Source organism: Actinomadura sp. ATCC 39365, assembly GCF_054392275.1.
The window spans coordinates 1,683,413-1,705,012 of sequence record NZ_CP184335.1; the positions used below are offsets into that span (position 1 = coordinate 1,683,413).

The 21,600-nt window shown below is 70.4% G+C and carries 23 protein-coding genes and 1 other annotated feature; of the genes, 9 read left to right on the forward strand and 14 right to left on the reverse strand.

The features are described 5' to 3' along the window. Positions 1–38 precede the first annotated feature (38 nt). The gene (locus ACNF49_RS08635) at positions 39–1,211 is read left to right on the forward strand and encodes an ROK family transcriptional regulator (protein WP_482943332.1); all 1,173 of its coding nucleotides are present in this window, start codon (positions 39–41) and stop codon (positions 1,209–1,211) included. Positions 1,212–1,248: 37 nt separating this feature from the next. On the opposite strand, the gene ACNF49_RS08640 is transcribed toward ACNF49_RS08635, so the two are convergent. Then, positions 1,249–3,042, reverse strand: coding sequence for a discoidin domain-containing protein (locus ACNF49_RS08640; RefSeq protein ID WP_482943333.1), 1,794 nt, complete (start codon positions 3,040–3,042; stop codon positions 1,249–1,251). A gap of 261 nt (positions 3,043–3,303) precedes the next feature. Between ACNF49_RS08640 and ACNF49_RS08645 the strand changes: the two genes are divergently transcribed. The 3 genes from ACNF49_RS08645 to ACNF49_RS08655 all read left to right on the forward strand — a co-directional run bounded on the left by ACNF49_RS08645 (position 3,304) and on the right by ACNF49_RS08655 (position 5,426). Then, the gene (locus tag ACNF49_RS08645) at positions 3,304–4,188 is read left to right on the forward strand and encodes a LysR family transcriptional regulator (protein WP_482943334.1); all 885 of its coding nucleotides are present in this window, start codon (positions 3,304–3,306) and stop codon (positions 4,186–4,188) included. Between the two features lie 69 nt (positions 4,189–4,257). Next, the gene (locus ACNF49_RS08650; protein WP_482943335.1) at positions 4,258–4,734 is read left to right on the forward strand and encodes a VOC family protein; all 477 of its coding nucleotides are present in this window, start codon (positions 4,258–4,260) and stop codon (positions 4,732–4,734) included. Positions 4,735–4,913: 179 nt separating this feature from the next. Continuing rightward, positions 4,914–5,426: an RICIN domain-containing protein gene (locus ACNF49_RS08655; RefSeq protein WP_357976477.1), complete on the forward strand. Its 513-nt coding sequence runs from the start codon at positions 4,914–4,916 to the stop codon at positions 5,424–5,426. Positions 5,427–5,506: 80 nt separating this feature from the next. Here the strand turns inward: ACNF49_RS08655 and ACNF49_RS08660 are convergent, their stop codons facing one another. Both ACNF49_RS08660 and ACNF49_RS08665 read right to left on the reverse strand, forming a co-directional pair. Further along, positions 5,507–5,791, reverse strand: a complete 285-nt coding sequence (locus ACNF49_RS08660) for a response regulator transcription factor (RefSeq protein WP_498703801.1) — start codon at positions 5,789–5,791, stop codon at positions 5,507–5,509. A gap of 75 nt (positions 5,792–5,866) precedes the next feature. Continuing rightward, on the reverse strand, positions 5,867–6,559 hold the full coding sequence (locus tag ACNF49_RS08665) for a DUF305 domain-containing protein (protein ID WP_482943337.1): 693 nt from the start codon (positions 6,557–6,559) through the stop codon (positions 5,867–5,869). 109 nt (positions 6,560–6,668) lie between these two features. On the opposite strand from ACNF49_RS08665, the gene ACNF49_RS08670 reads away from it, so the two are divergent. Then, positions 6,669–7,211, forward strand: a complete 543-nt coding sequence (locus ACNF49_RS08670; protein WP_482943338.1) for a hypothetical protein — start codon at positions 6,669–6,671, stop codon at positions 7,209–7,211. An 82-nt stretch (positions 7,212–7,293) separates the two neighbouring features. On the opposite strand, the gene ACNF49_RS08675 is transcribed toward ACNF49_RS08670, so the two are convergent. Further along, the gene (locus ACNF49_RS08675; RefSeq protein ID WP_482943339.1) at positions 7,294–8,463 is read right to left on the reverse strand and encodes an RNA ligase RtcB family protein; all 1,170 of its coding nucleotides are present in this window, start codon (positions 8,461–8,463) and stop codon (positions 7,294–7,296) included. A 171-nt stretch (positions 8,464–8,634) separates the two neighbouring features. Beyond that, the gene (locus ACNF49_RS08680) at positions 8,635–9,693 is read right to left on the reverse strand and encodes a serpin family protein (RefSeq protein WP_482943340.1); all 1,059 of its coding nucleotides are present in this window, start codon (positions 9,691–9,693) and stop codon (positions 8,635–8,637) included. A 62-nt stretch (positions 9,694–9,755) separates the two neighbouring features. Between ACNF49_RS08680 and ACNF49_RS08685 the strand changes: the two genes are divergently transcribed. Further along, positions 9,756–10,978 (forward strand): IS3 family transposase gene (locus ACNF49_RS08685; protein WP_482939532.1). Its coding sequence is split into 2 segments (ribosomal slippage): positions 9,756–10,035 and positions 10,035–10,978, totalling 1,224 coding nucleotides; the frame shifts between segments, so codons are not numbered across the junction. Beyond that, positions 10,034–10,147, forward strand: a sequence feature (AL1L pseudoknot). (Overlaps the previous gene by 114 nt.) Here ACNF49_RS08685 and ACNF49_RS08690 read toward each other — a convergent pair. From ACNF49_RS08690 to ACNF49_RS08715, 6 genes are all read right to left on the reverse strand, one after another. Beyond that, positions 10,962–11,153, reverse strand: a complete 192-nt coding sequence (locus ACNF49_RS08690; RefSeq protein WP_482943341.1) for a hypothetical protein — start codon at positions 11,151–11,153, stop codon at positions 10,962–10,964. The two genes, ACNF49_RS08685 and ACNF49_RS08690, sit on opposite strands and share 17 nt — an antisense overlap. A gap of 122 nt (positions 11,154–11,275) precedes the next feature. After that, positions 11,276–11,728: an RNA-binding S4 domain-containing protein gene (locus ACNF49_RS08695; protein ID WP_482945496.1), complete on the reverse strand. Its 453-nt coding sequence runs from the start codon at positions 11,726–11,728 to the stop codon at positions 11,276–11,278. Positions 11,729–11,744: 16 nt separating this feature from the next. After that, positions 11,745–13,742, reverse strand: coding sequence for a hypothetical protein (locus tag ACNF49_RS08700; RefSeq protein ID WP_482943342.1), 1,998 nt, complete (start codon positions 13,740–13,742; stop codon positions 11,745–11,747). 230 nt (positions 13,743–13,972) lie between these two features. Next, complete coding sequence (locus ACNF49_RS08705) at positions 13,973–14,191, reverse strand: hypothetical protein (protein WP_482943343.1); 219 nt, start codon at positions 14,189–14,191, stop codon at positions 13,973–13,975. Positions 14,192–14,564: 373 nt separating this feature from the next. Further along, positions 14,565–15,818, reverse strand: coding sequence for a S1C family serine protease (locus tag ACNF49_RS08710; protein WP_482943344.1), 1,254 nt, complete (start codon positions 15,816–15,818; stop codon positions 14,565–14,567). Positions 15,819–16,059: 241 nt separating this feature from the next. Beyond that, on the reverse strand, positions 16,060–16,209 hold the full coding sequence (locus ACNF49_RS08715; protein ID WP_482943345.1) for a hypothetical protein: 150 nt from the start codon (positions 16,207–16,209) through the stop codon (positions 16,060–16,062). Positions 16,210–16,439: 230 nt separating this feature from the next. Between ACNF49_RS08715 and ACNF49_RS08720 the strand changes: the two genes are divergently transcribed. Beyond that, complete coding sequence (locus tag ACNF49_RS08720) at positions 16,440–16,697, forward strand: hypothetical protein (protein WP_482943346.1); 258 nt, start codon at positions 16,440–16,442, stop codon at positions 16,695–16,697. Between the two features lie 10 nt (positions 16,698–16,707). On the opposite strand, the gene ACNF49_RS08725 is transcribed toward ACNF49_RS08720, so the two are convergent. Further along, positions 16,708–17,607, reverse strand: coding sequence for a cation diffusion facilitator family transporter (locus ACNF49_RS08725; RefSeq protein WP_482943347.1), 900 nt, complete (start codon positions 17,605–17,607; stop codon positions 16,708–16,710). Continuing rightward, positions 17,607–17,987, reverse strand: coding sequence for an ArsR/SmtB family transcription factor (locus ACNF49_RS08730; RefSeq protein ID WP_482943348.1), 381 nt, complete (start codon positions 17,985–17,987; stop codon positions 17,607–17,609). The genes ACNF49_RS08725 and ACNF49_RS08730 overlap by 1 nt, the downstream gene beginning before the upstream one ends. Before the next feature lie 442 nt (positions 17,988–18,429). Between ACNF49_RS08730 and ACNF49_RS08735 the strand changes: the two genes are divergently transcribed. After that, positions 18,430–20,010, forward strand: coding sequence for a CLIPPER-2 domain-containing protein (locus tag ACNF49_RS08735; RefSeq protein ID WP_482943349.1), 1,581 nt, complete (start codon positions 18,430–18,432; stop codon positions 20,008–20,010). A gap of 178 nt (positions 20,011–20,188) precedes the next feature. Further along, positions 20,189–20,806, forward strand: a complete 618-nt coding sequence (locus ACNF49_RS08740) for an NADP-dependent oxidoreductase (RefSeq protein WP_482943350.1) — start codon at positions 20,189–20,191, stop codon at positions 20,804–20,806. Positions 20,807–20,929: 123 nt separating this feature from the next. Here ACNF49_RS08740 and ACNF49_RS08745 read toward each other — a convergent pair whose 3' ends face one another. Further along, a complete protein-coding gene (locus tag ACNF49_RS08745; RefSeq protein ID WP_482943351.1) occupies positions 20,930–21,181 on the reverse strand; it encodes a hypothetical protein in 252 nt (83 codons plus the stop codon). Positions 21,182–21,600: the final 419 nt, after the last annotated feature.

Sequence of the window (21,600 nt, forward strand, 5' to 3'; positions counted from 1 at the left end):
AAAGGGATATAGTTCAGAGACCAGTGATAGTGAGGAGTGTGACCGTGCAGGTCAGTGGTGGCGACCTTCAGCGGCTACGCCAGCTGAACTCTCTGAGCAGCATCCGAGCCCTGCGTGAGGCACGCGAGCCACTGACGCTCACCGAGCTGTCCGCCCGCACCGGGTTGTCGCGGGCCTCCGTCGGAGACGTCGTCACGGATCTGGAACAGCGCGGCTGGATCGCCGAGGTGCCGCCCGCGCCGGGCGCCATGGGGCGGCCCGCCAAGCGCTACCGGTTCCGTACCGACGCCGGTCACGTGCTCGGCATCGACGTGGGCGTGCACAAGGTGCTGGCCGTGATCACCGACCTCGCCGGGCGGATCGTGGCCAGCGGGCGGGTCGCCGTCGACCGGCACACCGCCCAGCGGGAGCGGCTGGAGGCCGTCTGGCGGGCCGTCGACGCGGCGCTCGTCGCCGCCGGGCTGACCGCGTCCGACATGTGGGGCGTCACGGCGGGCAGCACCGGCGTCGTCAACCGCGAAGGGCTCGTCACCCTGGTCAACGACCTGCCCGACTGGCCCGGCGTCGACCTCGTCGGTCACCTCGGGCAGCGGCTCGCCTGCCCGATCTCCATCGAGAACGACAGCAAGCTCGCCGCCCTCGCCGAGCAGCGGCTCGGGGTGGCCGCGGGCGTCCAGCACCTCGTCTACCTGCACGTCGGCCGCCGGCCCGGCGCCGCGCTGATCATCGACGGGCGCCTGTACCACGGGTTCAGCGGGGCCACCGGCGAGGTCGGGCTCATGGAGATCACCGGCTGGGGCACCATGGCCGGGCGGCTGGAGAGCGGCCCGGCGGCCAAGGGGGCCTCGGCCGAGGAGGCCGCCCGGCTGGTCTTCGGCGCGGCTCGGGCCGGCGACCAGGAGGCCCGGGCCGCGGTCGACGCGTACGCCCGCCATCTCGCGCTCGGCACCGCCGCGATGGTGCTGACGCTGGACCCCGAGCTGGTCGTGCTCGGCGGCGGGTTCTCCCGCTCGGCCGACGTCCTGCTGCCCGCGCTGCGCCGGGCGCTCGAACCTCACTGTGTACGCGTTCCCGACATCCGGCCCTCGACGCTGGGCGAGGAATGCGTCGCCCTGGGCGGGGCCTGTCTGGCGCTGGACCACGTGGACGATCGTTTCTTCTCCCCGGAGGGTTCCATCTCCAGCCCCGCCGCTCCGCAGCGACTCTCCTGACACCCGGCCTCACCTCTCCCGTCTCCGGCGTACGGCGTCAGGACTTCTCGTAGGGGATGATCTCGGCGAGGGCGGAGGCGCCGCCGATGCCGTAGTCGGAGCGGAGCCTGATGTAGCGTGCCGAGACCCCCTGGAGGCTGACGTCGTTGGGCGCGGTCATGCGGGGCCAGTTCACGGCCGTGACGTCCCGGAAGGCGACGCCGTCGTCACTGACCTGCACCATGCCTTCGAGGATGGTGCCGTTCATGTTGGTGCGCAGCTTGGGCTGGAACCGCACGGCCGACAACTGCCTGACCCGGCCCAGGTCGACGGTGATGGTGTGCGGCTGCGCGGGCACCTCGGGGTAGTTGGAGTGGAAGTCGGTGGTCAGCTTGCCGTCGACGGCGTTGCGCGGGTCGCCGACGCCGGGCTTGAAGGTGCTGGCGGCGGCCTTGAGCTCGGCGGGCGGGATGCGGCGGCCGGCGGGCTCCGTGGGCCAGATGTCGCGTCCCTTGCCCGGCTCCTCGCTGACGGGCTCCCGGACAGGCCCGGCGCCCTTGCCGCGGATCAGGACGTCGGTGATGACGGACCCGTGGTCGGAGTAGAAGGGGTACGGCCGGTCGAGCGGCGTCTGCCGGTGCCGGGGAAGGCGCCGGGTGTCGGCGCGTGACCCCAGGACGCGCACGTCCTTGCCGCGCGCGAAGACGTAGTCGATACGGCCGGGAATGGCGCCCATGCCGTGATACGGGCTCCACGTCCGGCCCGGGTAACGCCCGGCGTCGGGGTTGGCGTACCGGAAGGTGTCCATGAAGCCGGCGTCGGTGTACAGCTTGGTGTAGGGCCAGGGGAGGACCACGCCGCCGTGGCCGGGGGCGTCGGCGAACTGCTCGCTCCAGTCCAGGTGCGACTGCGCGTTGAGGTCGCCGCCCATGAGCACGGGGGCGTCGTCGTCGCCGATGAAGGACGGGATCGCCTTGTCCAGGATGGCCCTGCCCATGGCGACCCTGCGCAGGTTGTCGCCCTCCAGGATCTGCTCGTCGGTCTTCGTGCGGGGCAGGCCGTGGGTGTTCTGCACGGCCGCGTCGTGGGTGTCGCCGTACGCCCAGCCGTCGTGCCAGGTCCACAGGCTGAAGGCGTTGACGTGCTTGCCGTTGGGCAGGCCGAGGCGGGCGCCGCCGAGGTTGAAGGAGTCGATGTCGGCGTCGGCGTAGCGCGGGTACACCTTCTCGACCTCGAGCTTGGTGTAGAGCCACAGGTTGTCGCCGTTGACGCTGTAGTCCTCCGGCGTGGTGAGCTGCGTGCCGGTGAACCGGTCGCCCTCGGACCGTCCGGCGTTCAGCCCGTCGAGGATCTTCTGCCCGGACCCGTAGCCCTCGACCACGAAGAGGATGTCGGGATCGACCTCGTTCATGTAGTCGATCATCTGGGCGAGGTTCTCGCCGGTGTTCTCCTGGCGGTTGAACGTGCCGCCCACGAACAGGTTCCACGCCATCAGCCGCAGCGGCACGCCCACGTGCCCGGCCGGCATGGAGGTGACGGAGACGTCGACCGTGACCTCCTTGCCGGGCAGCGTGAAGGGACGGCTGCGCGCCGACCCGTCGCGGCTGTACATGGTGTCCCGCGCCCACACCTGGTCACCGCTTCTGACGGTGGTGACGAACTCCTCGACCCGGTTGGGCCGCGCCTTGCCGGTGGCCACCACGGTGCAGGTGCTGCCGGGCCCCTTGCCGTCGCAGTCGAGACGGTAGCCCGGCTTGTTCCCGCGGTCGGCTGCCGCCGCGGTCGTGTTCGTGGCGGCGAGCAGCCCGGTCAGGGCCACGGCGACGGCCAGGGACGAGGTTGAGAAGCGCATGAAGCAATCCCTTTGCGGTAGGGGGCGGGGTTCTCAGAGGCGCGGGAGGAGGGCCCGGCGGCCGAGGCGGTGGCCGCCACATGGTCGTTGACACTAATCGCAGGCTCCGGGGGAAGTTCTGCGTCGCAGAACCGCTCCTTTCGGGATCATCTCCGCACGAATGCGAAGCCGCAAGATCTTGACAGCAATTTTTATGGAGTCCACGATAAGGAGTCGACAGCAGCCGCAGAGGTCGTCGGAGGCATCGCTAACCTGCAGGTCATGGAACGGCGTGACATCGAGATCTTCCTGACCCTGGCCGAGGAGCTGCACTTCGGCCGTACCGCCGAGCGGCTGGGCGTCAGCGGCGCCCGGGTCAGTCAGACGATCAAGCAGTTGGAGCGCCGGTTCGGCGTCGCGCTGTTCCGGCGGACCAGCCGGCAGGTGGCGCTCACCCCGGTCGGCAGCGCGCTGCGCGAGGACGTGCAGGCCGGATACCAGCGCATTCAGGAGGGCATCGCCAAGGCCGTCGCCGCCGGACGCGGCCATACCGGGACCCTGCGGGTGGGCTTCTCCAGCCCGCCGGCCGGAGAGGCCATCATGGCCGCCGCCGAGGTGTTCCGCGCCCGCCATCCCGACTGCGAGGTGCGCATCCGCGAGGTGCACCTGTCGGACGCGTTCGGCGCGCTGCGCGCCGGCGAACTCGACCTGCAGATCACCGAGCTGCCCGTACGGGAGGCCGACCTGTCGAGCGGGCCTGCCCTGCTGCGGGACCCCCGCGTGCTGGCCGTCTCCTCCCGGCATCCCTTCGCCCGGCGTGACGGCGTCACCGTGGAGGATCTGGCCAGGGACACCGTGCTCGTACCGGCCGACGCGCCCGAATACCTGCTCGACGCGATCATCCCGGCGCGGACGCCGAGCGGACGTGCCGTCCGGCGCGAGCGGGTGCTGACCTCGCGGCAGGAACTTCTGACCCTGGTCAGCGGCGGCGCGGGGATGGCCGTAGTGGGTAGCCAGGCCACGCGGTTCCACGCCCGGCCGGACATCGCCTACGTGCCGATCACCGGCCTGCCGCCGATCGAGTACGGTCCGGTCTGGCCGGCCGGTGGCCAGGCCGGCAGGGTGCGGTCGTTCGTCACGCTCCTGCGCGCGGAGCTCGATCGCTAACCCAGGTGTTAGCGATCGTTTCGGAACTCGTCGTTGTCGCAGGCAGGCGGGCCGCGAAGGATGGAACACATGGAAACGACGCGGAACACCAGGACGAACCCCATCCCCGACGAGTACAAAGGCGGCGTCCCCTACCTCAACGTGCACGACGCCAAGGCGGCCCTCGACTTCTACCGGACGGCCTTCGGCGCCGACGTGCGCATCGAGATCCCGCGCCAGGGCGGCAAGATCGCGCACGCCGAGTTCCGGATCGGCGCCGCCGTCTTCATGTTGCGCGACGAGCACCCCGAATACCACTTCCGCAGCCCGAGGACGATCGGCGGCACGCCGGTCAACCTCATGGTCTTCGTACCGGACGTCGAGACGTTCGCCGAGCGGGCCATCGCGGCGGGAGCGCGCGTCATCCGCCCGGTGGAGCTGCAGTTCCACGGCGACCTGCAGGTCGAACTGGAGGACCCCTTCGGCCACTCCTGGTTCTTCACCAGCCGGGTCGCCGACATGGACGCGGAGGAGCTGAAGGCGACCGCCTCGGCGGTGCGCCTCTGACCTCCCGGGGGGCTTTGCGGACGGGCTAGGGATGCGTCACCTTTACGGAAGGTCACTTTCTGCAAGCTGACGATTACTTTCTGTATGCATTGTCTCCGGGCCGGCCGATCGTCTCCTGCGGGATCGCCCGCTGAACAAGGCCGGTGCCGGCCCGCCCGCCGCATCAGTGGAGGTATCCCATGCCCGTCAGCCCCCTCACCCGCCTGATGGCCGCATCCGCCGTCGCCCTGGTGGCCGCGGCCGTCGTCCCCGCCTCGACGGCCCACGCCGCCCAGGCCGGCCCGCCGGTGTGCCTGGACGCCACCAACAGCCGCGCCAACAACACCGAGGTGCGCCTGTGGACGTGCCTGAACCATCCCAACCAGAAGTGGGTCATCCAGAACGGTCACATCAAGGTCGAGGACACCATCGGCACCGGGCGCGAGGTCTGCCTGGACGCCACCAACAGCCGGGCCAACAACACCAACGTGCGCCTGTGGACGTGCCTGAACCATCCCAACCAGAAGTGGGTCATCCAGAACGGTCACATCAAGGTCGAGGACACCATCGGCACCGGGCGCGAGGTCTGCCTGGACGCCACCAACAGCCGGGCCAACAACACCGTGGTGCGCCTGTGGACGTGCCTGAACCACCCCAACCAGAAGTGGGTCGTCCAAGGCGGCCAGATCAAGGTCGAGGACACCCTCACCTGACCCCCAGGCTGACCGGCCCCCGTTCCGCGACGGCGTCACCCACGCCGTTCGTGGGCCCGGCGGCCGGTCCGCCGTCGCCGTCACGGCCGGGCCGTGGCGGACCCCGTCAGTCCCTCGCGGAAGGCGATGGCCGCCGCCTCGGTACGGGTGGCCGCGCCCAGTTTCGCCAGGATGTGGGAGACGTGCACGCCCGCCGTGCTGGGCGAGATGTGCAGCCAGGCGGCGATCTGCCGGTTGCTCAACCCCTCGGCGATCAGGACGAGCACGTCGCGTTCGCGCTCCGTGAGCCCGTCCTGGGCCGGCCGGGGCCGTCCGAGCAGGGCGATCTCCCGGGCGAGCGGCGCCGCACCCAGCTCTTCGGCCAGCCGCGCGGCCTCCCTGAGGCGGCCCGCCGGCCCGCGCCGTCCCTTCCCCTGACGGACCGAGGGGCCGGGATGGCGTCAGGATGTGCCGGTGGTGGGTGTCATGCCGGACATGTGCGGCTCCGGCGTCATGCCGGGCATGTCGGGCATTTGTGGGATGCAGGGCATGCTCTGCTCCCCGAACCACTGGACCAGGTACCGCCGCATCGTGCGGACCTCCGCCCGCTGGTCGTCGCGCACCTTGCGGGCGAAGGCGGCGACCTCGGGATGAAGCGCCTCACCGTGCACGAGGAGCTGCTGCGACATCATGATCGCCATCATGTGGTGCGGGATCATGTGCTGCAGGAACGCCTTGTCGAGCTGATCCCCCGAAAGCCCCGACAGGTCGGGCATCGTGCTCCCGCTCGGGCTCGGCGCCGGACTCTGCCGGTACCACTGCTGCAGCCAGCCCTTCATCCTGACGACCTCGGCGGTCTGCGTCGTGACGATCGACTGCCCGAGCCGCCGCATCTCGGGCCTGCCGGACCGCTGCAGCTGCCGGGCCGCGGCGATGGCGTCCTCGTGGTGCGGGACCATCTGCGACAGGTAGTCGTACTCGCTGGTCACGGGATGCATCTGCCCCATGCCGGGGCACGTGGGCTGTGTGCCTGAAGGGCTCGGGGACGGCACCGGCGGAGATGCCATGGCCGCCGCACCGGCCCCCGACCCGGTGGTGACGGCGGCCAGGAATGCCCCGGCGGCCATCGCGGTCTTCGCGGAGCGTCGCTTCATGCGTCCCCCCAACGCCGATTCGACACCTACTCCCAACGGTAACCCGCCCCTGGAATGTCACCGCGTACGCCCGTACGTCCGGAAGTGTCGACCTTATGATGATCCCCCTATGCGGGGAAAAATCGTGTTACTCGCGGTCTTGTTGCTGACGGGCTGTTCGACGGACGAGCCGAAGGACTGGCTGCTCAAGGATCCGAGCCGCTGGCCGCTGGCGTCGTTGCCGGCTTCGGCCGCCAAGTCGGGCATGCCGGAAGGGGCGGACAAGGTGCTGGCGCGGATCCAGGTCGCGCAGTACGACATGGTCCCCTGGATCAACAGCAAGGGCGTGTGCGGGCTCGCCGACCAGGGGCCCTCCGAGGTCAACTTCAACATGAGCCAGGACCTGACGAAGACCGAGGGCAACGTCGTCACCGCGGAAGAGGGCTTCGCCGGGCCCAAGGAACCCATGACCGGAACCAGTTCGGAGAGCACCGTGACACTGTGGTGCACCCCCACCCGGATGTTCGTCACCGTCGAGGCGAAGAACCTCGGAAAAGTGCAGCTTGACGGAAACGCGGCGGCAAAGAAGACCCAGGAAAAACTGACGGTCGTGGTGGGCACGCCGGAGGCGGTCAAGCAGTCACTCCCCGACGCGACCCTGATCGGCCGCTGACCCTGCGGGGAGCCCCGCCGGCACAGGGACGCCGCCTTCCAGGCGGTGCGGCAACTGGCCGGCCCGGACTGGGGAACGGCGTTCACGCCCGGCCCCGCTTGCGGCGGTCCCTTCGGGCGGCCGGTCCGAGGTCGGGGGTCTTGTAGGTGACCAGGGGGATCGTGGTGGCCACGGGCGTGGCCAGGCCGTGGTCGACGAGGTCGTTGATCACCTGCTCGATGCGTTTGTAGGCCGTGGGCGCCTCCTCGAAGAGGAGCTGGCGGTCGCCGCACACCACCACCGACCCGACCGGCGTGCGGCGCAGCTCTTCGACGGTGTGCTTGGCCCGGCCGCGGCGCAGGGCGTCCGCGCGCGACATCTTGCGGCCCGCGCCGTGCGCCACGGAGTGGCCGGCGTCCGGCCCGGCGTGGGCGGCCACGAGGTAGGACGGGGTGCCGCGGGTGCCGGCGATGAGCACGTCGCGGCCGTCGCCCGGCGCCGCCCCCTTGCGGTGCAGGTAGCGGCCGTCGCGCAGTTCGACCAGGTTGTGGCACTGGTCGAGGATCGGCTCGGCCGGCTCGAACCCCAGCGCGTGGGCGACCCGGGCGGCCAGCAGCCGCCGGTTGAGCGACCCCCACCGTACGGCCTGGTCGTGCCTGGCCAGGTAGGCGCCGGGATCAGGGGCGGGGCCCGCGCCGTGGACCTCGGTGTGCTCGCGCAGGATGCGTTCGCCCAGCCCCCGTGAACCGCTGTGGACGACGAGGACCAGGTCACCGGCGTCGAGGCCGAGCCGACCGGCGTGGCCCGGCTCGAAGACGGTCCCGATCCGGGCCAGCTCGACGAAGTGGTTCCCGCGGCCGACCGTCCCGAGGCCCTCGACGTGACCGGCGGGGACGTCGTCCTTCATGACGGCCCAGGCGGGATCGTCGGCATCACGTTCGGGGTCCAGCGCACGATCGAGGTCGGGGAAGCGGGCGGCGAGCTTCTCGGGTACGGCGCGCTTGAGCCTGACGGGGAACACGGCGATGCCGCACCCGATGTCGGAGCCCACCAGGAACGGGTACAGGACGGCCGACGTCATGGCGGCCCCGACGGGCGCGCCCTTGCCGGGGTGCAGGTCCGGCATGGCGGCGACGTGCGTCATGCCGTCGAGGGCGGCCACCTGACGGCACTGCGCGACGGCGTCGGACTCGATCCAGCTGGTGGGGGAGGCGAACACGGTGACGGTGGCACCCGTGACCGGAGCGGACGGGGCCGGGTGTTGCTGAGACAAAGACGCTCTCTTCCCTGCAGAAGGGTATGGACAGTCGGCATCACGACGCGAGCCGGCGTCGTGGCATCTCGAAGGGCGGGGGTGATCGTCAGAGCCTCATGGGCACCACGTTCTCGAAGCCACGCCGTCCCAGGCAACCGATTTTTCGGCCCGGCGAGGGCGCCGCGGAGCTCAGTCAGACCATGGTTCGGGTTCGGCGACCCAGCCCGCGGCCATGATGAGCCGGCTCCGGCGGTCAACCGCGAGGAACCCGAAGGGACGGCTGAAGTCGAGGTCGACGTGCCTGACGCGGTACCGGGACGGCGGTGGCATTCCGCCTCCGACGGCGCCGAAGGCGGTGATCGCGGCCGCTTCGAAGCCGGCGGCCTGGAAGGCGGCGACGACGTTCTGCCGGGCCTGCGTGACGGCGAGCGGCTGGGTGCTGATGCCGGGGAAGTGCCCGCGGTTCGGGTCGGTCACCGTTGCCAGGCCGAAGACCTCGGGCAACTCCAGGAGGTCATGCGTGGCGGTGACGGTGAAACGCGGGACTCTGACGTTCAGCACGTCCTCAGGGACGTGGTCGCGAACGTGGCGGACAGTCATCCCGGGACCCGGACAGCCCGCGGCCAGAACGCCGGCCGGCGTGGCGCGGTGACGCCCGGCCAGCACATCGACCCCAGCACCGAGAACGTGCCCGGGGCCCATCGAGTCGTCACCCAGCATGAGATGGACGTCGATCCCACCGGTACCCATCACGCGAAGCAAGGTCAGCCGGCCGGCCGGGGTGTCGGCGACCCGGGCCCGGTTGAGTACGCGGGTGCTGCGGCGTAGGACATGGATCTTCCGCCCGGCCCATGGGCCGCCCTCGAACAGGTCGACGCCGTCGGTGAACGGCCGCAGCCACGCGGTGCGCACGGTCAGCGCCATGGCCAGGACGAGCAGCACGCGGTCGCTCAGCTGGAGGGGCATGGCGTCGATCAGCCCGCCGGTCTGCTCCTTGGCCCAGGTGTCGAGCCGGAGGCGGTCCGCCGCCGGGTCCGCGGTCAGTTCGCCGTACATGCCTGCGGGAAGCGTGCCGAGCCAGTCCGGGCGCAGCGGCAGGTTCGGCCGGGACCACAGGCCCAGCGCCGACCGGACCGCCGTGGACCCGTCCATGATCGACAGTACGGCCCTGGCCGCCTGGGAGGCGGTGGCGGCGTCCACCCCCACGGCCTCCTGCAGTTCCGCGCGCCCCCGTCCACTGAACCGCACCGACTTTCTTGGAGGCCCTGAAGCCAGCATGATCGTGCTGGCGGAAGGGAGAATCACACGCGATGCCAGCCCCCAGGAAGTACCCGCAGGAAGTACGTGAGCGCGCGGTGCGGATGGTGTTCGAGGTCCGCGAGCAGACCGGCAACGCGCCAGGCGCCATCGCCCGGGTCGCCCAGCAGCTCGGCGTCCACCGCGAAGCGTTGCGCAGCTGGGTCCGGCAGGCCGAGGTCGACGGAGGACAGCGGCCGGGCACCTCGACAGCCGATGCGCAGAGGATCGCCGAGCTCGAACGGGAGATCCGTGAACTGCGCCGGGCCAATGAGATCCTGAAGTCGGCGGCCGCTTTTTTCGCCCGGGAACTCGACCCCCGACCGCCCAGATAGTCGCCTTCATCGACGCCCACCGCGACGAATTCGGTGTCGAACCGATCTGCCAGGTGCTCGATCTCGCGCCGGCGACGTACTACGCGGCCCGCAACCGGCCGCCCTCGGCCCGGCAGCGACGCGACGAGCAGCTGTCGGCCGAGATCATCCGGCTGTGGAACGACAACTTCGAGGTGTACGGGGTGCGCAAGATGTGGAAGGCGCTCAACCGCCAGGGCGTGGCCGTGGCCCGCTGCACGGTCGCCCGGTTGATGCGCAGGTTAGGGCTGTCCGGCGCGGTCCGGGGCGATCACAAGCGCCGCACCACCATCGCTGAGCCGCTGTGTCCGCGGCCGGCCGACCTGGTCGAGCGGGACTTCGCCGCGCCGGCGCCGAACCGGCTGTGGGTGGCCGACCTGACCTACATCCACACCTGGGCCGGGTTCGTCTACGCCGCGTTCGTCATCGACGTCTACTCGCGGATGATCGTCGGCTGGCGGCTGACCGACCACCTGCGTACCGACCTGCCACTGGACGCGCTGGAGATGGCCCTGTGGCGCCGCGGCGGCCAGACCGACACGCTGAACGGGCTGGTGCACCACTCCGACCGCGGCTGCCAATATCTATCCATCCGCTACACCGACCGGCTCGCCGACGCCGGCGCGGTCAGCTCGGTCGGCTCGCGCGGGGACAGCTACGACAACGCCCTGGCCGAGAGCACCATCGGACTGTACAAGACCGAACTGATCCACCGCCGCGGCCCGTGGAAGGGCCTGGACGACGTCGAACTCGCCACCATGGAATGGGTCGACTGGTACAACAACCGCCGACTCCACAGCGCCTGCCAGGACCTTCCACCCGCCGAATACGAAGCCCTCTACCGCGCAGAGATCAACTCAGCTACTCTCACCCCAGCCACATAACCCGGTCTCCAACAAACCCGGCGCGGTTCACACCGGCGGCTGACGCGAGATGAGCCAGCAACGGCCAGGCGCCCGCGCCGGCCATCACGACAGATCCCCCCGAACAGGTCTTCACCCACCGGGCGGTCAGTGCATTGGCCGCGGACACCGCTTCGTGCTGCTGCTGCCGGTTCATGCGGGCGACCGTACAAGAGCGAAGTCCTGGACGAGTACCGTGCGAGCGCCAGAGAGCCCCGGGAGGGGATGCGGTCAGCCCGTCGTACGGTGATGCCATCGAGGACGGCGGGATCTGCTCGATCAGTCCGGGCGTGCCCGGCCGTCCCGCCGTTCCTCCACCATCGGGCGCGCGAGCAGCCTGTCGATGCTGCGGCGTTCGCGTTTGGTGGGACGCCCCGCGCCACGAGCCCGGACGGCCACCGCCACGGTCTCCTCGCGCGGAGGCGGCGGAGGGCTCTTGTCGACGTAGCACTCGGCGGCCACGGCGGCGCCGACCCGCTTGGTGATGGCGCGTGAGACCACCACGATGCGTTCGCGCCCATCGTGCCGCAGCCGGATCTCGTCGCCGACCCGTACGGCGTGCGCAGGCTTGACCCGCACCCCGTTGACCCGGACGTGACCGCCCCGGCAGGCGTCGGACGCGATCGAACGGGTCTTGGTGAGCCGAACCGCCCAGATCCAGCTGTCCACCCGCACACTCAGCTGCTCACCTGCCACCCCGCCACTGTACTGAGAACGCCACACCGCCGGCATCCACGTTCTGCCCGGCTCAGGGCTGGTGGATGGCAGCCAGCGCACGCCGGGCTGCCTGCTGGTAGCGGTCGTCGGCCCATACGTCGCAGTCCGTCACGCGGGCCCGGCCGGATGCGATGGCTTCCAGTGCCGGTACGGCCGCGTCCGCCGCCGAGCCGATCCTGCCCAGCGCCTCGACGGCGAGGAGCTCGGAGGGAGGAGCCCATCGATGTCCCAGATCCGACAGTGGCCTGGCGGTGATGGCCTCCAGCAGCGGCGTGACGAGCCCTTCGCTGTCACCGGTGATCACGAGGAGGGCTCGGGCGATCGCCACCCGGTCGTACAGGTGGCCGTGCTCGACATCGTAGAAGTGCCGGCGCAGCACTGGCGCGGCGATGGCGGCGGCGGGACCGAGCTGTTCGAGCATGGGGGCGACGTCGCCCGCGGCACGGCCGCCGCAGCGTTCGAGGCGCTCGGTCAGCAGCGCTGGAGCCTGCCCAGGGTCACCGGTCATCCTCCACAGCACCCAGGCCGCCTCGTACTGGTAGTGCTCGTCGTCGAGCAGGGCACGTACCTGCGGTTCGACGTCGGCGGCGGCCGGGCGGACGGCGCCGAGCAGCGGCAGCGCGACGGAAAGGTACATCGGTGCCAGACGGGCGGCGATCGCCGGTGCCAAGGGCGCTGCCGCCGATCCCCAGGAGATCAGCGCGTCGAGGCAGTCGCCGTATTTCAGGCCGGCCTGCTGGTCCGAAGGGCCGAGATAGCCTTTCAGCGTCGGCATCAGCGCCTCCGCGTGCACCACCAGAGCTGGAACCATGTCCCGGACGTTGAGGTGTTTGACGTGGCCGTGCCTGTCCTGGAAGGCGGCGGCAAGCCAGGGGATGCAGCGGCCGTCGCCGAGCATGGCCAGCCCTTCCACGGCGGGCGCAACTGTCTCCGGCCACGGTTCGGTGGGATCTCCCGTGAGCATCGCGGCCAGCACGTCCGCGTACGCCGCGGCGGCTTGACCTGAACTGGCGATCAGCCGAACGACGCGTACCAGGGCGTCCTGCCGCCTGTTCGTGGGCCGTGAAACGGACGCCAGATCGCGCGCCAGGTCGGCGAGCAGCGTAAGCAACTCGGCCGGCGCGGCGCGCCAGTGCCAGATCGCCTCCCGGGCACTGTGCAGACCTCGGTCGATCGCTTGGTGTCCGGGACGGAGCAGCAGATCGCGGGTCACTTCCCGCTGCCAATGTTCCGCCCCCATCAGCGCCGCGTTGAGGGGCGTGATTCCTAGGCCGTGCCATACGAAGCGCTCCAGCACCGAACCAGCGTCAGCGTGTACGTCGGCCATCAATTTGATCAACGCGTCGTCGTCCGGCTCCGCCGTGGGATCCGACAGCGCGAGCCCCGCCGCAGCGGTGGCTCGCAGGTCGCGATGCGCAGAGGGGTCGCTGAGCAGGCTGTTGAACCACGTCGCGTGATCGGCCGCCGCCAGCCACGCCACAGCCAGTACGCAGGCCACCGCCCCGGCTTCACCCGGCCGCCTCATCCCCTTCTCGGCCCGTACGCGCAACGCAGGAACGCTCTGCGGCGCGGCCTCCGGCAGGCAGGCCAGCAGACGTGCCACCTTCGCCACGACTTTCGGAGAGACGTCGTCCAGCAACCGCACAAGCGTGTCGACGTGGTCGACCATGGCCGCCCGAGCCAGAGCCACGTGGTCAGGCTCGGGGCCGGCTGCGGGATCCCGGAACACATTGCGATGGGGCTGAGCTTTCGCCATGGCGGTCATCAGGTCCACGATCAACCCACGGTGAGGCTGTCGCGCAACCCTGACCAACTCCATCAGGTACGGCACCAGGTAGGGAGCCGCGGCGTACACCTCGTGACACGCGATGTCATCGAACAGGCCATATCGCAGCCGTTCTACTGGCGACTCCACCCGCGTACCCGACGGTGCCGCCGCGATCTCCCTCAGCAGGTCGGGTACCGCGTCCGGGCCGTTGGGCCAGGACCCAAGCCGCGCCCACGGCACCTCGTCCACAGCCTCGAACACCGTGCTACCTCTCTGAACACCGCAACCGCAACACCGTCAGTGAACGAAGCCGCCAAGGTTATGACCTGCCCTGACCCACAAGCCACGCTTTGCGCACCTTGCACACTAACGCGTGCCGCCCCGATGAGCTGCGAAGAGGCAGATCCCCGGCCCACCACACGTCGGAGCGACTGCGTTTCGACGGCCGCCGATCCGACCCGGCACGGCCGACGAACCCAGGAATGTCTGCATCACGGGCTAGGGCGGTTCCTGCGGTGGGCAGCCTCGGCGTACGCATCCTTGAACAGTTCGAGGATCTCCTGGTCCACCGGGTTGGTCAGGTAGTTGTTCTGGCGGATCTCGTTCGGGGAACGTTCGTCCAGACGGGCCAATGTCAGAGGTGCTTCGGCTGCCCGGACCGAACGCTGCGGGCTGAGGAAGGCTCCTCGGTCATTCCAGATGGTGAGCATGCCGCGTTCCTGACCCGGCAGGCGGAGATTCAGCACCCAACGTCCCTTGCCCAGCGTGGCCAATCGGGCGCTTTCCAATTGATGCGCCCACTCACAGAGGCGGCGGAGGTCTTCGCCAGGGGCTGGGCGGCCGCACATGCGAGCGCATGGTCGCCCGCTCCGGCTCGATCAACTGAGGCACCGGCACCTGGCTGTCCTGCACCTTGTACGCCGGGACGGTCACCAGGCCGATGCCGAGCCGGGGGCGAGGACTGCATGAGGAATCGCCTTCCTGCCTTGGGGGAGGCCCCGGCGCGTGCACCATCGCCGCGCCTGGCGCCGGCGAGACAGGCTTGGTCGACCGGTCACCATGCTCGCCGGCGCGGCTGTCGGGTCAGGTCTTCTCCTGGAGGGTGACGTTGGCCTCGCTCGCCCGGCCGTCCCTCAGATAGGTGATCTTGACCTGCTGGCCCGGCTTGAAGCCTCTGACCTGTCCGACGACGGTCTCGCCCGCGTCGACCGGTGTGTCGCCGATCTTCGTGATCAGGTCGCCTTGCTTCAGTCCGGCCTTCTCCGCCGGGCTTCCCGCAATGACCTGGCTGATCAGGGCGCCGGGCACATCGCCGGTCGCGTCGGTGACGCTCACCCCGAGCACCGCGTGCCGGACCTTGCCGGTGGCGATGAGCTGGTCGGAGACCTGCTTGGCGGTGTTGACCGGGATGGCGAAGCCCACGCCGCCGCCGGCGGCGTTCGAGGCGATGGCGGTGTTGATGCCGACCAGCTCGCCCGCGGCGTTGACCAGCGCGCCGCCGGAGTTGCCCGGGTTGATCGAGGCGTCGGTCTGGATGGCGCCGCCGATCGTCGTGCCGGCGCTCTGCTGGTTCTGCTCCTGTCCCAAGCCGGGAGGGAGTTGTTGCCGCTGGTCAGGGCCAGTGGTGAGGGTACGGTCAAGCGCGCTGACGATGCCCGCCGTCACGGATCCGTCCAGGCCGAGGGGGCTGCCGATGGCCAGTACGGCCTCGCCGACCTTGAGCGCGTCGCTGTCGCCGAGCGTCGCCTTGGTCAGCCCGGACACGCCCGCGGCCCTGATGACGGCCAGGTCGGTGGCTGGATCGGTGCCGACGATGCTCGCCTTGGCCGTCTTGCCGTCGCTGAACTTCACGCTCATCTGCCCGCCGCCCTGGCTCGCGCCCTCGACCACGTGGTTGTTGGTGAGGATGAGGCCGTCCGGCGACAGCACGACGCCCGAGCCCTCGCCGCTCTGCCCCTGGATCATCACGACGGTCGGCTGAACCTTCGCTGCGACGTCCGCCACGGTGAGCGGTCCGGAGGCCGGCTTCAGGACGGGACTGGGTGCGTGGACGGTGGTGGCGACAGGCGCGGGCCGGAAGGAGGTCGCCGCGACGGCGCCGACCACCCCACCCGCGATCGCCATCGCCGCCAGTGCGAGCCCGGCCACCGCCTTCTGGCCGGCGGTGAAACGCGCCCTCCAGGCCGGCGCCGGCGGAGGCGGGAGCGGCGGCTGCTCCGTGACGATCGGATCGCGCCGGGGAAAGCCTCCCGCCGTCGGTGGCGTGGTGCCGAACTGGCTCCACCCGCCGTTTCCCTGCGCTCCAGGGTCCTGCTCGTGAGGCTCGTGCGCGTTCATCTGTCATCTCCCTCAAGTTCCGCTGCCTCACGGTGCCAACTCCGGCGTAAGACCCGGCTAAGCCCTTGATCCCGGGACGGGGCCGCTCCTCATGACGGCCTTATCGGTCCAGGTGGGACGGGTGTGAGTCGCCGACATTCATTTCTACAAGTTGTCGAACTTCATCGGCCGAACCTGCGTATCCGGCTGTGGCGAGCGCAACCCCTTTCGTGGAGGCGAGCGGGTCGGCCGAGGTGCCGTCTCAGGGAGGCGGGGTGGGGAGTGCGTCGCTGAGGGAGGTGAGCAGGAGGTGGCGCTGCAGCAGGGTGAGCTCCCCGACACTGGTGCCGGGGTCGATCTTGGCCTGGCGCAGCGTCTGCGTGATCTGGCCGGGGGTGTGCCGACGGGCCACGCGCTCGTGCCGACGCTGGCGGCCGACTCGTCGCGGGCCATGTACATCGTGGAGTCTGACGATCATCGATCCGGCCTGGCTCAACTGGTACCTGCTGGCGCTGCTGTTCTGGCGGCTGTCCACACCGGTGTGGAAGCGGATGAAGTACCCGGTGCCCGTGGCGCTCTACGTCGCCCCGCGGGCCAAGCTGAGCCCGTTCCACTACAAGGCCAGTTACCGGGCTGGCACTGGTGCCCAGGCGCGAAACGTGGTTCACCGAGCTCGGCACCCGCACGCTCTACTGCTACCTGCCGCACGGCGTGGTCGTGCTCGTCGCCAAGGACCAGGGATGGTTGTCCTTCCCCTGGTTGTTCGGGCCGCTCGGTGCCCTCGCCATCCTGTCGAGCTGCTTCGCCCTGACCATCGTGCTGTGCCTGCCGCAGACCCGCGGCCTGTTCAAGTGGATGCTCGAACCCCGCCTGACCTGGCTCTGCCGGCGGCCCTCGTAGTAGCCCGCGGCTACCAGCCGACCTCGTCGCAGCCGATGTGGCCGTCCGGCTCCACCTGCAGGGTCGCGTGTGCGACGCCATGACGGGTGCGGAGCAGGTCGCGGGCCTGGTCGAGGACGGAGTGGTTGTCGCTCTGGTCGCCCGTGACGAGGTGCGCGGTGGCGACGTTCATGCCGGAGGTCAGCGTCCACAGGTGCAGGTCGTGCACGTCGCGCACGCCCTCGATGGCCGCCAGGTCGGCCGCCACGACGGCGGCGTCCATGCCCTCGGGCACGTGCTGACCGAGGACCGCGAACACCTGCCGGCCGAGCGAGATCGCACGTACGGCGACGAACACGCCGATGGCCAGCGCGATGACCGTGTCCCAGAACACCTGGCCGGTCGCCGTGATCAGCCACCCCGCCGCGATGACGCCGACCGAGCCCGCGGTGTCGGCGACCACCTCCAGGTACGCGCCCTTGACGTTGAGGCTCTCGCTGGCGCCGGACCGCAGCAGGAACAGGGCGATCAGGTTGACCACCAGACCGAGCGCGCCCACCACGAGCATCGGCCCGGAGGAGACCTCGGCCGGGCCGCCGATCCTGCCGATCGCCTCGGCGACCACGTAGACGGCGACGCCCAGCATGAGGATCACGGCCAGCAGCGAGGCGAACACCTCGGCCCGGTAGGACCCGTAACTGCGCCGGCCGGTGGTGTCGGGGCGAGCGGCGATCCTGGTCGCGACCAGCGCCGCGCCGAGCGTGACCACGTCGGCGGCCATGTGCCCGGCGTCCGACATCAGGGCCAGCGACCCGGAGATCAGTCCGTAGACCAGCTCGACCAGGAAGAATCCGCCGATCAGGACGAACGAGACCGCCAGCCGCCAGCGGTGCCGGGCACCGGCGTGCCCGTGCCCGTGACCCACGCCCATCAGCGCTCGCCCTCCCGCTCCGGGTGGATGGCCTCGGTGTGCTCGGTGTGGGCCAGCGCCAGGTCCAGCAGCATCCGTACGTGCGGATCCGCCAGCCGGTAATAAGCCATCCGGCCCGACCGGCGGGCGGCCACGATGCGGTGGGCGCGCAGCAGGCGCAGCGCATGGGAGACCGCGGACTCGCTCTGCCCGGTCACCGCGGCCAGGTCGCACACGCACAGCTCGCCGTCCAGCAGGGCGACCAGCAGCTTCAGCCGGTTGGGGTCGGACAGCAGGCCGAAGATGTCCGCCGTGTCGGTGAGGTCCTCGGCGGCGGGCATCCGCTCGCACACCGCGGACACCCGGTCGGCGTCGACGACCTTGACGGTGCAGCCGTCCACCACCAACACATTCTCAGCTGAAGAACTGTTCATATGTGTATTTTGTCGCCCGTGCGACGAATGTCAACAACGGCAGCTCGCTCGCAACAGCGCCGAACAGCACTTGTGGGCGCGCCGCCCCCCTTGCGGCCATGCGGCTCTAACTCTGCGGCTAGTTCATCGCCGTCACCAGCCTCAATTACATTAGGTGTGCAATCGACCACGGAAAGCGTTCATGGCTGAAAGGCGCTGAACACACGCCCCCACCTCCCTCACCGTCGTGATCAGCACAGCCGCCAAGGCCGCAGGCTCGTAGGGCAGCCGCCCATCAAGCAGCCCGCCGACCGGACATGACAGCCGGCCCCTGCTCGTCCCCGACCGTCGCCGAGCAGGAAAGCCGCGCCCCTTGCCGCGCTTCTCCCGATCTCGACCCCGCCCGCCCACCACGCGAGGCCATTCGCTCGTGCACGCCGACAAGCCGTCCCAAGCCGCCCGTCTGTGGTCCGCCCTGCGCTCTCGCGCCCGCAGCAGCCCGCTGCGCAGGCCCCAGACGGCGCACACGAAGGCCATCGACGCCGACCAGTTCGCCGCCACCTCGACGGAAGGAAACCTCATGGCCGTCCCCCAGAACCCCGCCCCCGGCGGATGCGGACCACGCATCTCCCTGATCAACGGCAGCTTCGAAGCACCCGTCGTCAGCAACTACGAGATAAGGCCCGACGCCTCCCACAACGACCCCCGCGCGGTGCCCGGCTGGCGCACCACCGCCTCCGACGGCCAGATCGAACTCTGGCACACCGGCTTCCAGAACGTGCCCTCCGACGACGGCCGGCAGTTCGCCGAGCTCAACGCCAACATGGTCTCCACCCTGTACCAGGACCTGCCCACCACACCCGGCACCAAGCTGTACTGGAAACTCTCACACCGCGGCCGCCAGGGCGCCGACACCATGGCACTGCAGATCGGCCCCCCGAACGCCCCGGTGGAACAGGCGCGGATGACCGACGGCAACACCGCCTGGGGCCACTACACCGGCGAATACGTCGTCCCACCCGGCCAGACCACCACCCGGTTCGCCTTCAAGTCCATCTCAGCCGCCGGCGGCAACCCGGCGATCGGCAACTTCCTGGACGGCATCGTCTTCGGCACCGCCCCCTGCGTCGTCCTCACCAAGGCCGCCATCCCCGAGGGCGAGGTCGAGGTCGGCGACGTCATCACCTACCGGGTGAACGCCAGGAACGAAGGCGGCGCCCCGGCCGACAACCTCGTCCTGACCGACGACATCCCGCCCGGCACCAGCTACGTCCCCGGCTCCCTGCGCGTCATCGACGGCCCCAACAGGGGCGGCAAGAGCGACACGGCCGGCGACGACCAGGCGTACGTCGACGCAGGAGCCGGCCGCGTCGTCTTCCACCTGGGCCAGGGCGCCACCGCCCAGCAGGGCGGCAGCCTGGCCTCGACCGCGGACGCGCCCAACGGAACCACGGTGGAGTTCCGTGTCCGCGTCGAGCGCGCCGGCGCCGGCCGCGAGATCGAGAACCAGGCCCGTGCCACCTACGACAACACCCTCGGCGACGCGCCCGACCACCTCACCTCGACCTCCAACGCCACCACCACGCCGGTGAAGCGGGTCGTCGAGCTCGCCGTCGTCAAGGCCGCCGACCGTACCGATGCCGCCGTCGGCGAGGCGGTCACCTACCACGTGGCCGTCACCAACAACGGGCCCAACGACGCCACCGGCGTCACGGTCGTCGACCAGCTTCCCGAGGGCTTGACCTTCATCTCCGCCACTGCCACCGCCGGCGGCTACGACCCCGCCACCGGCCTGTGGGACGTCGGCGCGATGGAGCTCGGCACCACCCAGACCCTCACCCTGCTGGCCAAGGTCACCAAGCCCGGCCCGCTGACCAATACCGCCACCGCCACCGCCAACGAGACCGACGGCCCCGTCACCGACGAAGTCGTCGTCTGCGCCCGCCCACCGGCCCCCTGCCCGCCCCAAGGCGGCGGGTGCGGTTGCGGGGGAGGCTGTGGCGGCTGCTGACCGTCAATGTGCCTCGTCCTGACGGACACGGTGATGCTGCGGGAACTGCACGCGCTACCCAAGCCTGTGGACCTGGTCCTGCCGCTGTTCGACCCCTTGGGCCGCGAAGAGAGCCGCTCGGACACCGCTCAAGGCGACAGGGTTCCAGTGGCTGACGCGAGAGGAGTACGCACAGGCTGTGGACGGACAGCAGGAGATGACGATGCGCGCGATCGGCCAGGACGACTTCGGCGGCCCTGAGGTGTTGAAGGTGATCGAGGCGGAGCGGCCGGAGCCCGGCCCGGCCGAGGTGCTGGTGCGGGTGCACGCGGCGGCCGGTGGGGTCGGGCACCTGGCCGTCCAGATCGCCAAGGCGCGCGGCGCCCATGTGATCGGAACCGCCCGTACGGCCAAGCACGAGTTCCTGCGTGGGCTCGGCGCGGACGAGCTGATCGACTACACCGAGACCGACTTCGAGGCGGTCGTGGAGCCGGTGGACGTCGTGATCGACACGATCGGCGGCGCCTACGGGCCGCGGTCGCTGAAGATCCTGCGTCCGGGCGGCATCCTGGTCTCGCTCGCCTCACCGGCCGAGGCGTACCTGGCCGAGGAGGCCGCCGCCGTGGGCCGGCGTGCCGTCTTCATGATCGTGGAGGCCGACCAGGCGGGGTTGCGGCAGGTCGCCGAGCTGGTGGAGGCGGGGCTACTGCGTCCCGAGATCGACCGGGTGTTCCCGCTGGAGGGGGCGGTCGAGGCTCACGAGCTCAGCGATGCCGGCCGTACCACGGGAAAGATCGTGCTGTCGCTCAAGGCATGATCGCCGGTGCGCATGGCCAGGGCCGGCGCGGCCTGGTTCCCGCCCTTCGCCTCCTCGGGGATGCCGGGGCTGGGCTCGCCTGGCGGGCGGCCCGCCGCCTGCTCATCGCCTCCGCCCCCCTCATCAGGGGTCACGGCTGAGCGTCAGACGCCGAGTTCGTCGCCCAGGTAGTCGGGGATGGTTGTCGGCGATGGCCCCCAGCAGGGCGTCCCCCTCGAAGGCGCCGACCCAGGTGAGGGGCGCGGCGAGCAGGTCGGAGAGTGGCTCGTGCAGCGGCGGGACACGGTCGTCGCCGATGAGCGCGGCCTCGACGGCGTAGGCGGCGCGCTGCAGGTCGAGCAGGCGCTGGTCGGGCGAGATGTCGATGACGTGCACAAGGTCACCCTCGGCGGACGGGCAACGCCTTTTCCGTTGATGAAGTTCGAGCGCAGCCGCCGGCCCCGCCGGTCTGGCGGAGGCGGGGGAAGCGTCCAGCCCTGCCGATGCGGGTCGAGCTCGGCCGAGGCAGTGGTGATGATCTCCATGCGTGACACGGTCAGCTTGGCGTGTCGCTCGACGGCCGGACACGCACCGGCTGATCCTGGGGCCCGCAGGCATAGACGAGCGATGCCGTGAGCACAAGAACCGGCATTCGGGATGGGCGTTTCCAGATGCGGGGCTGGTCGGCGCGCCTGTAGCCACGAGGGACGAGCATCCGTTGACCTCTCGACTCCTGCTCATCGAACAGCTGCCACACCGGCCACGCTGCGCTGATGCCGCGGGGAGGCCTCGGTGCATCCGGGCCGGGCGGGACG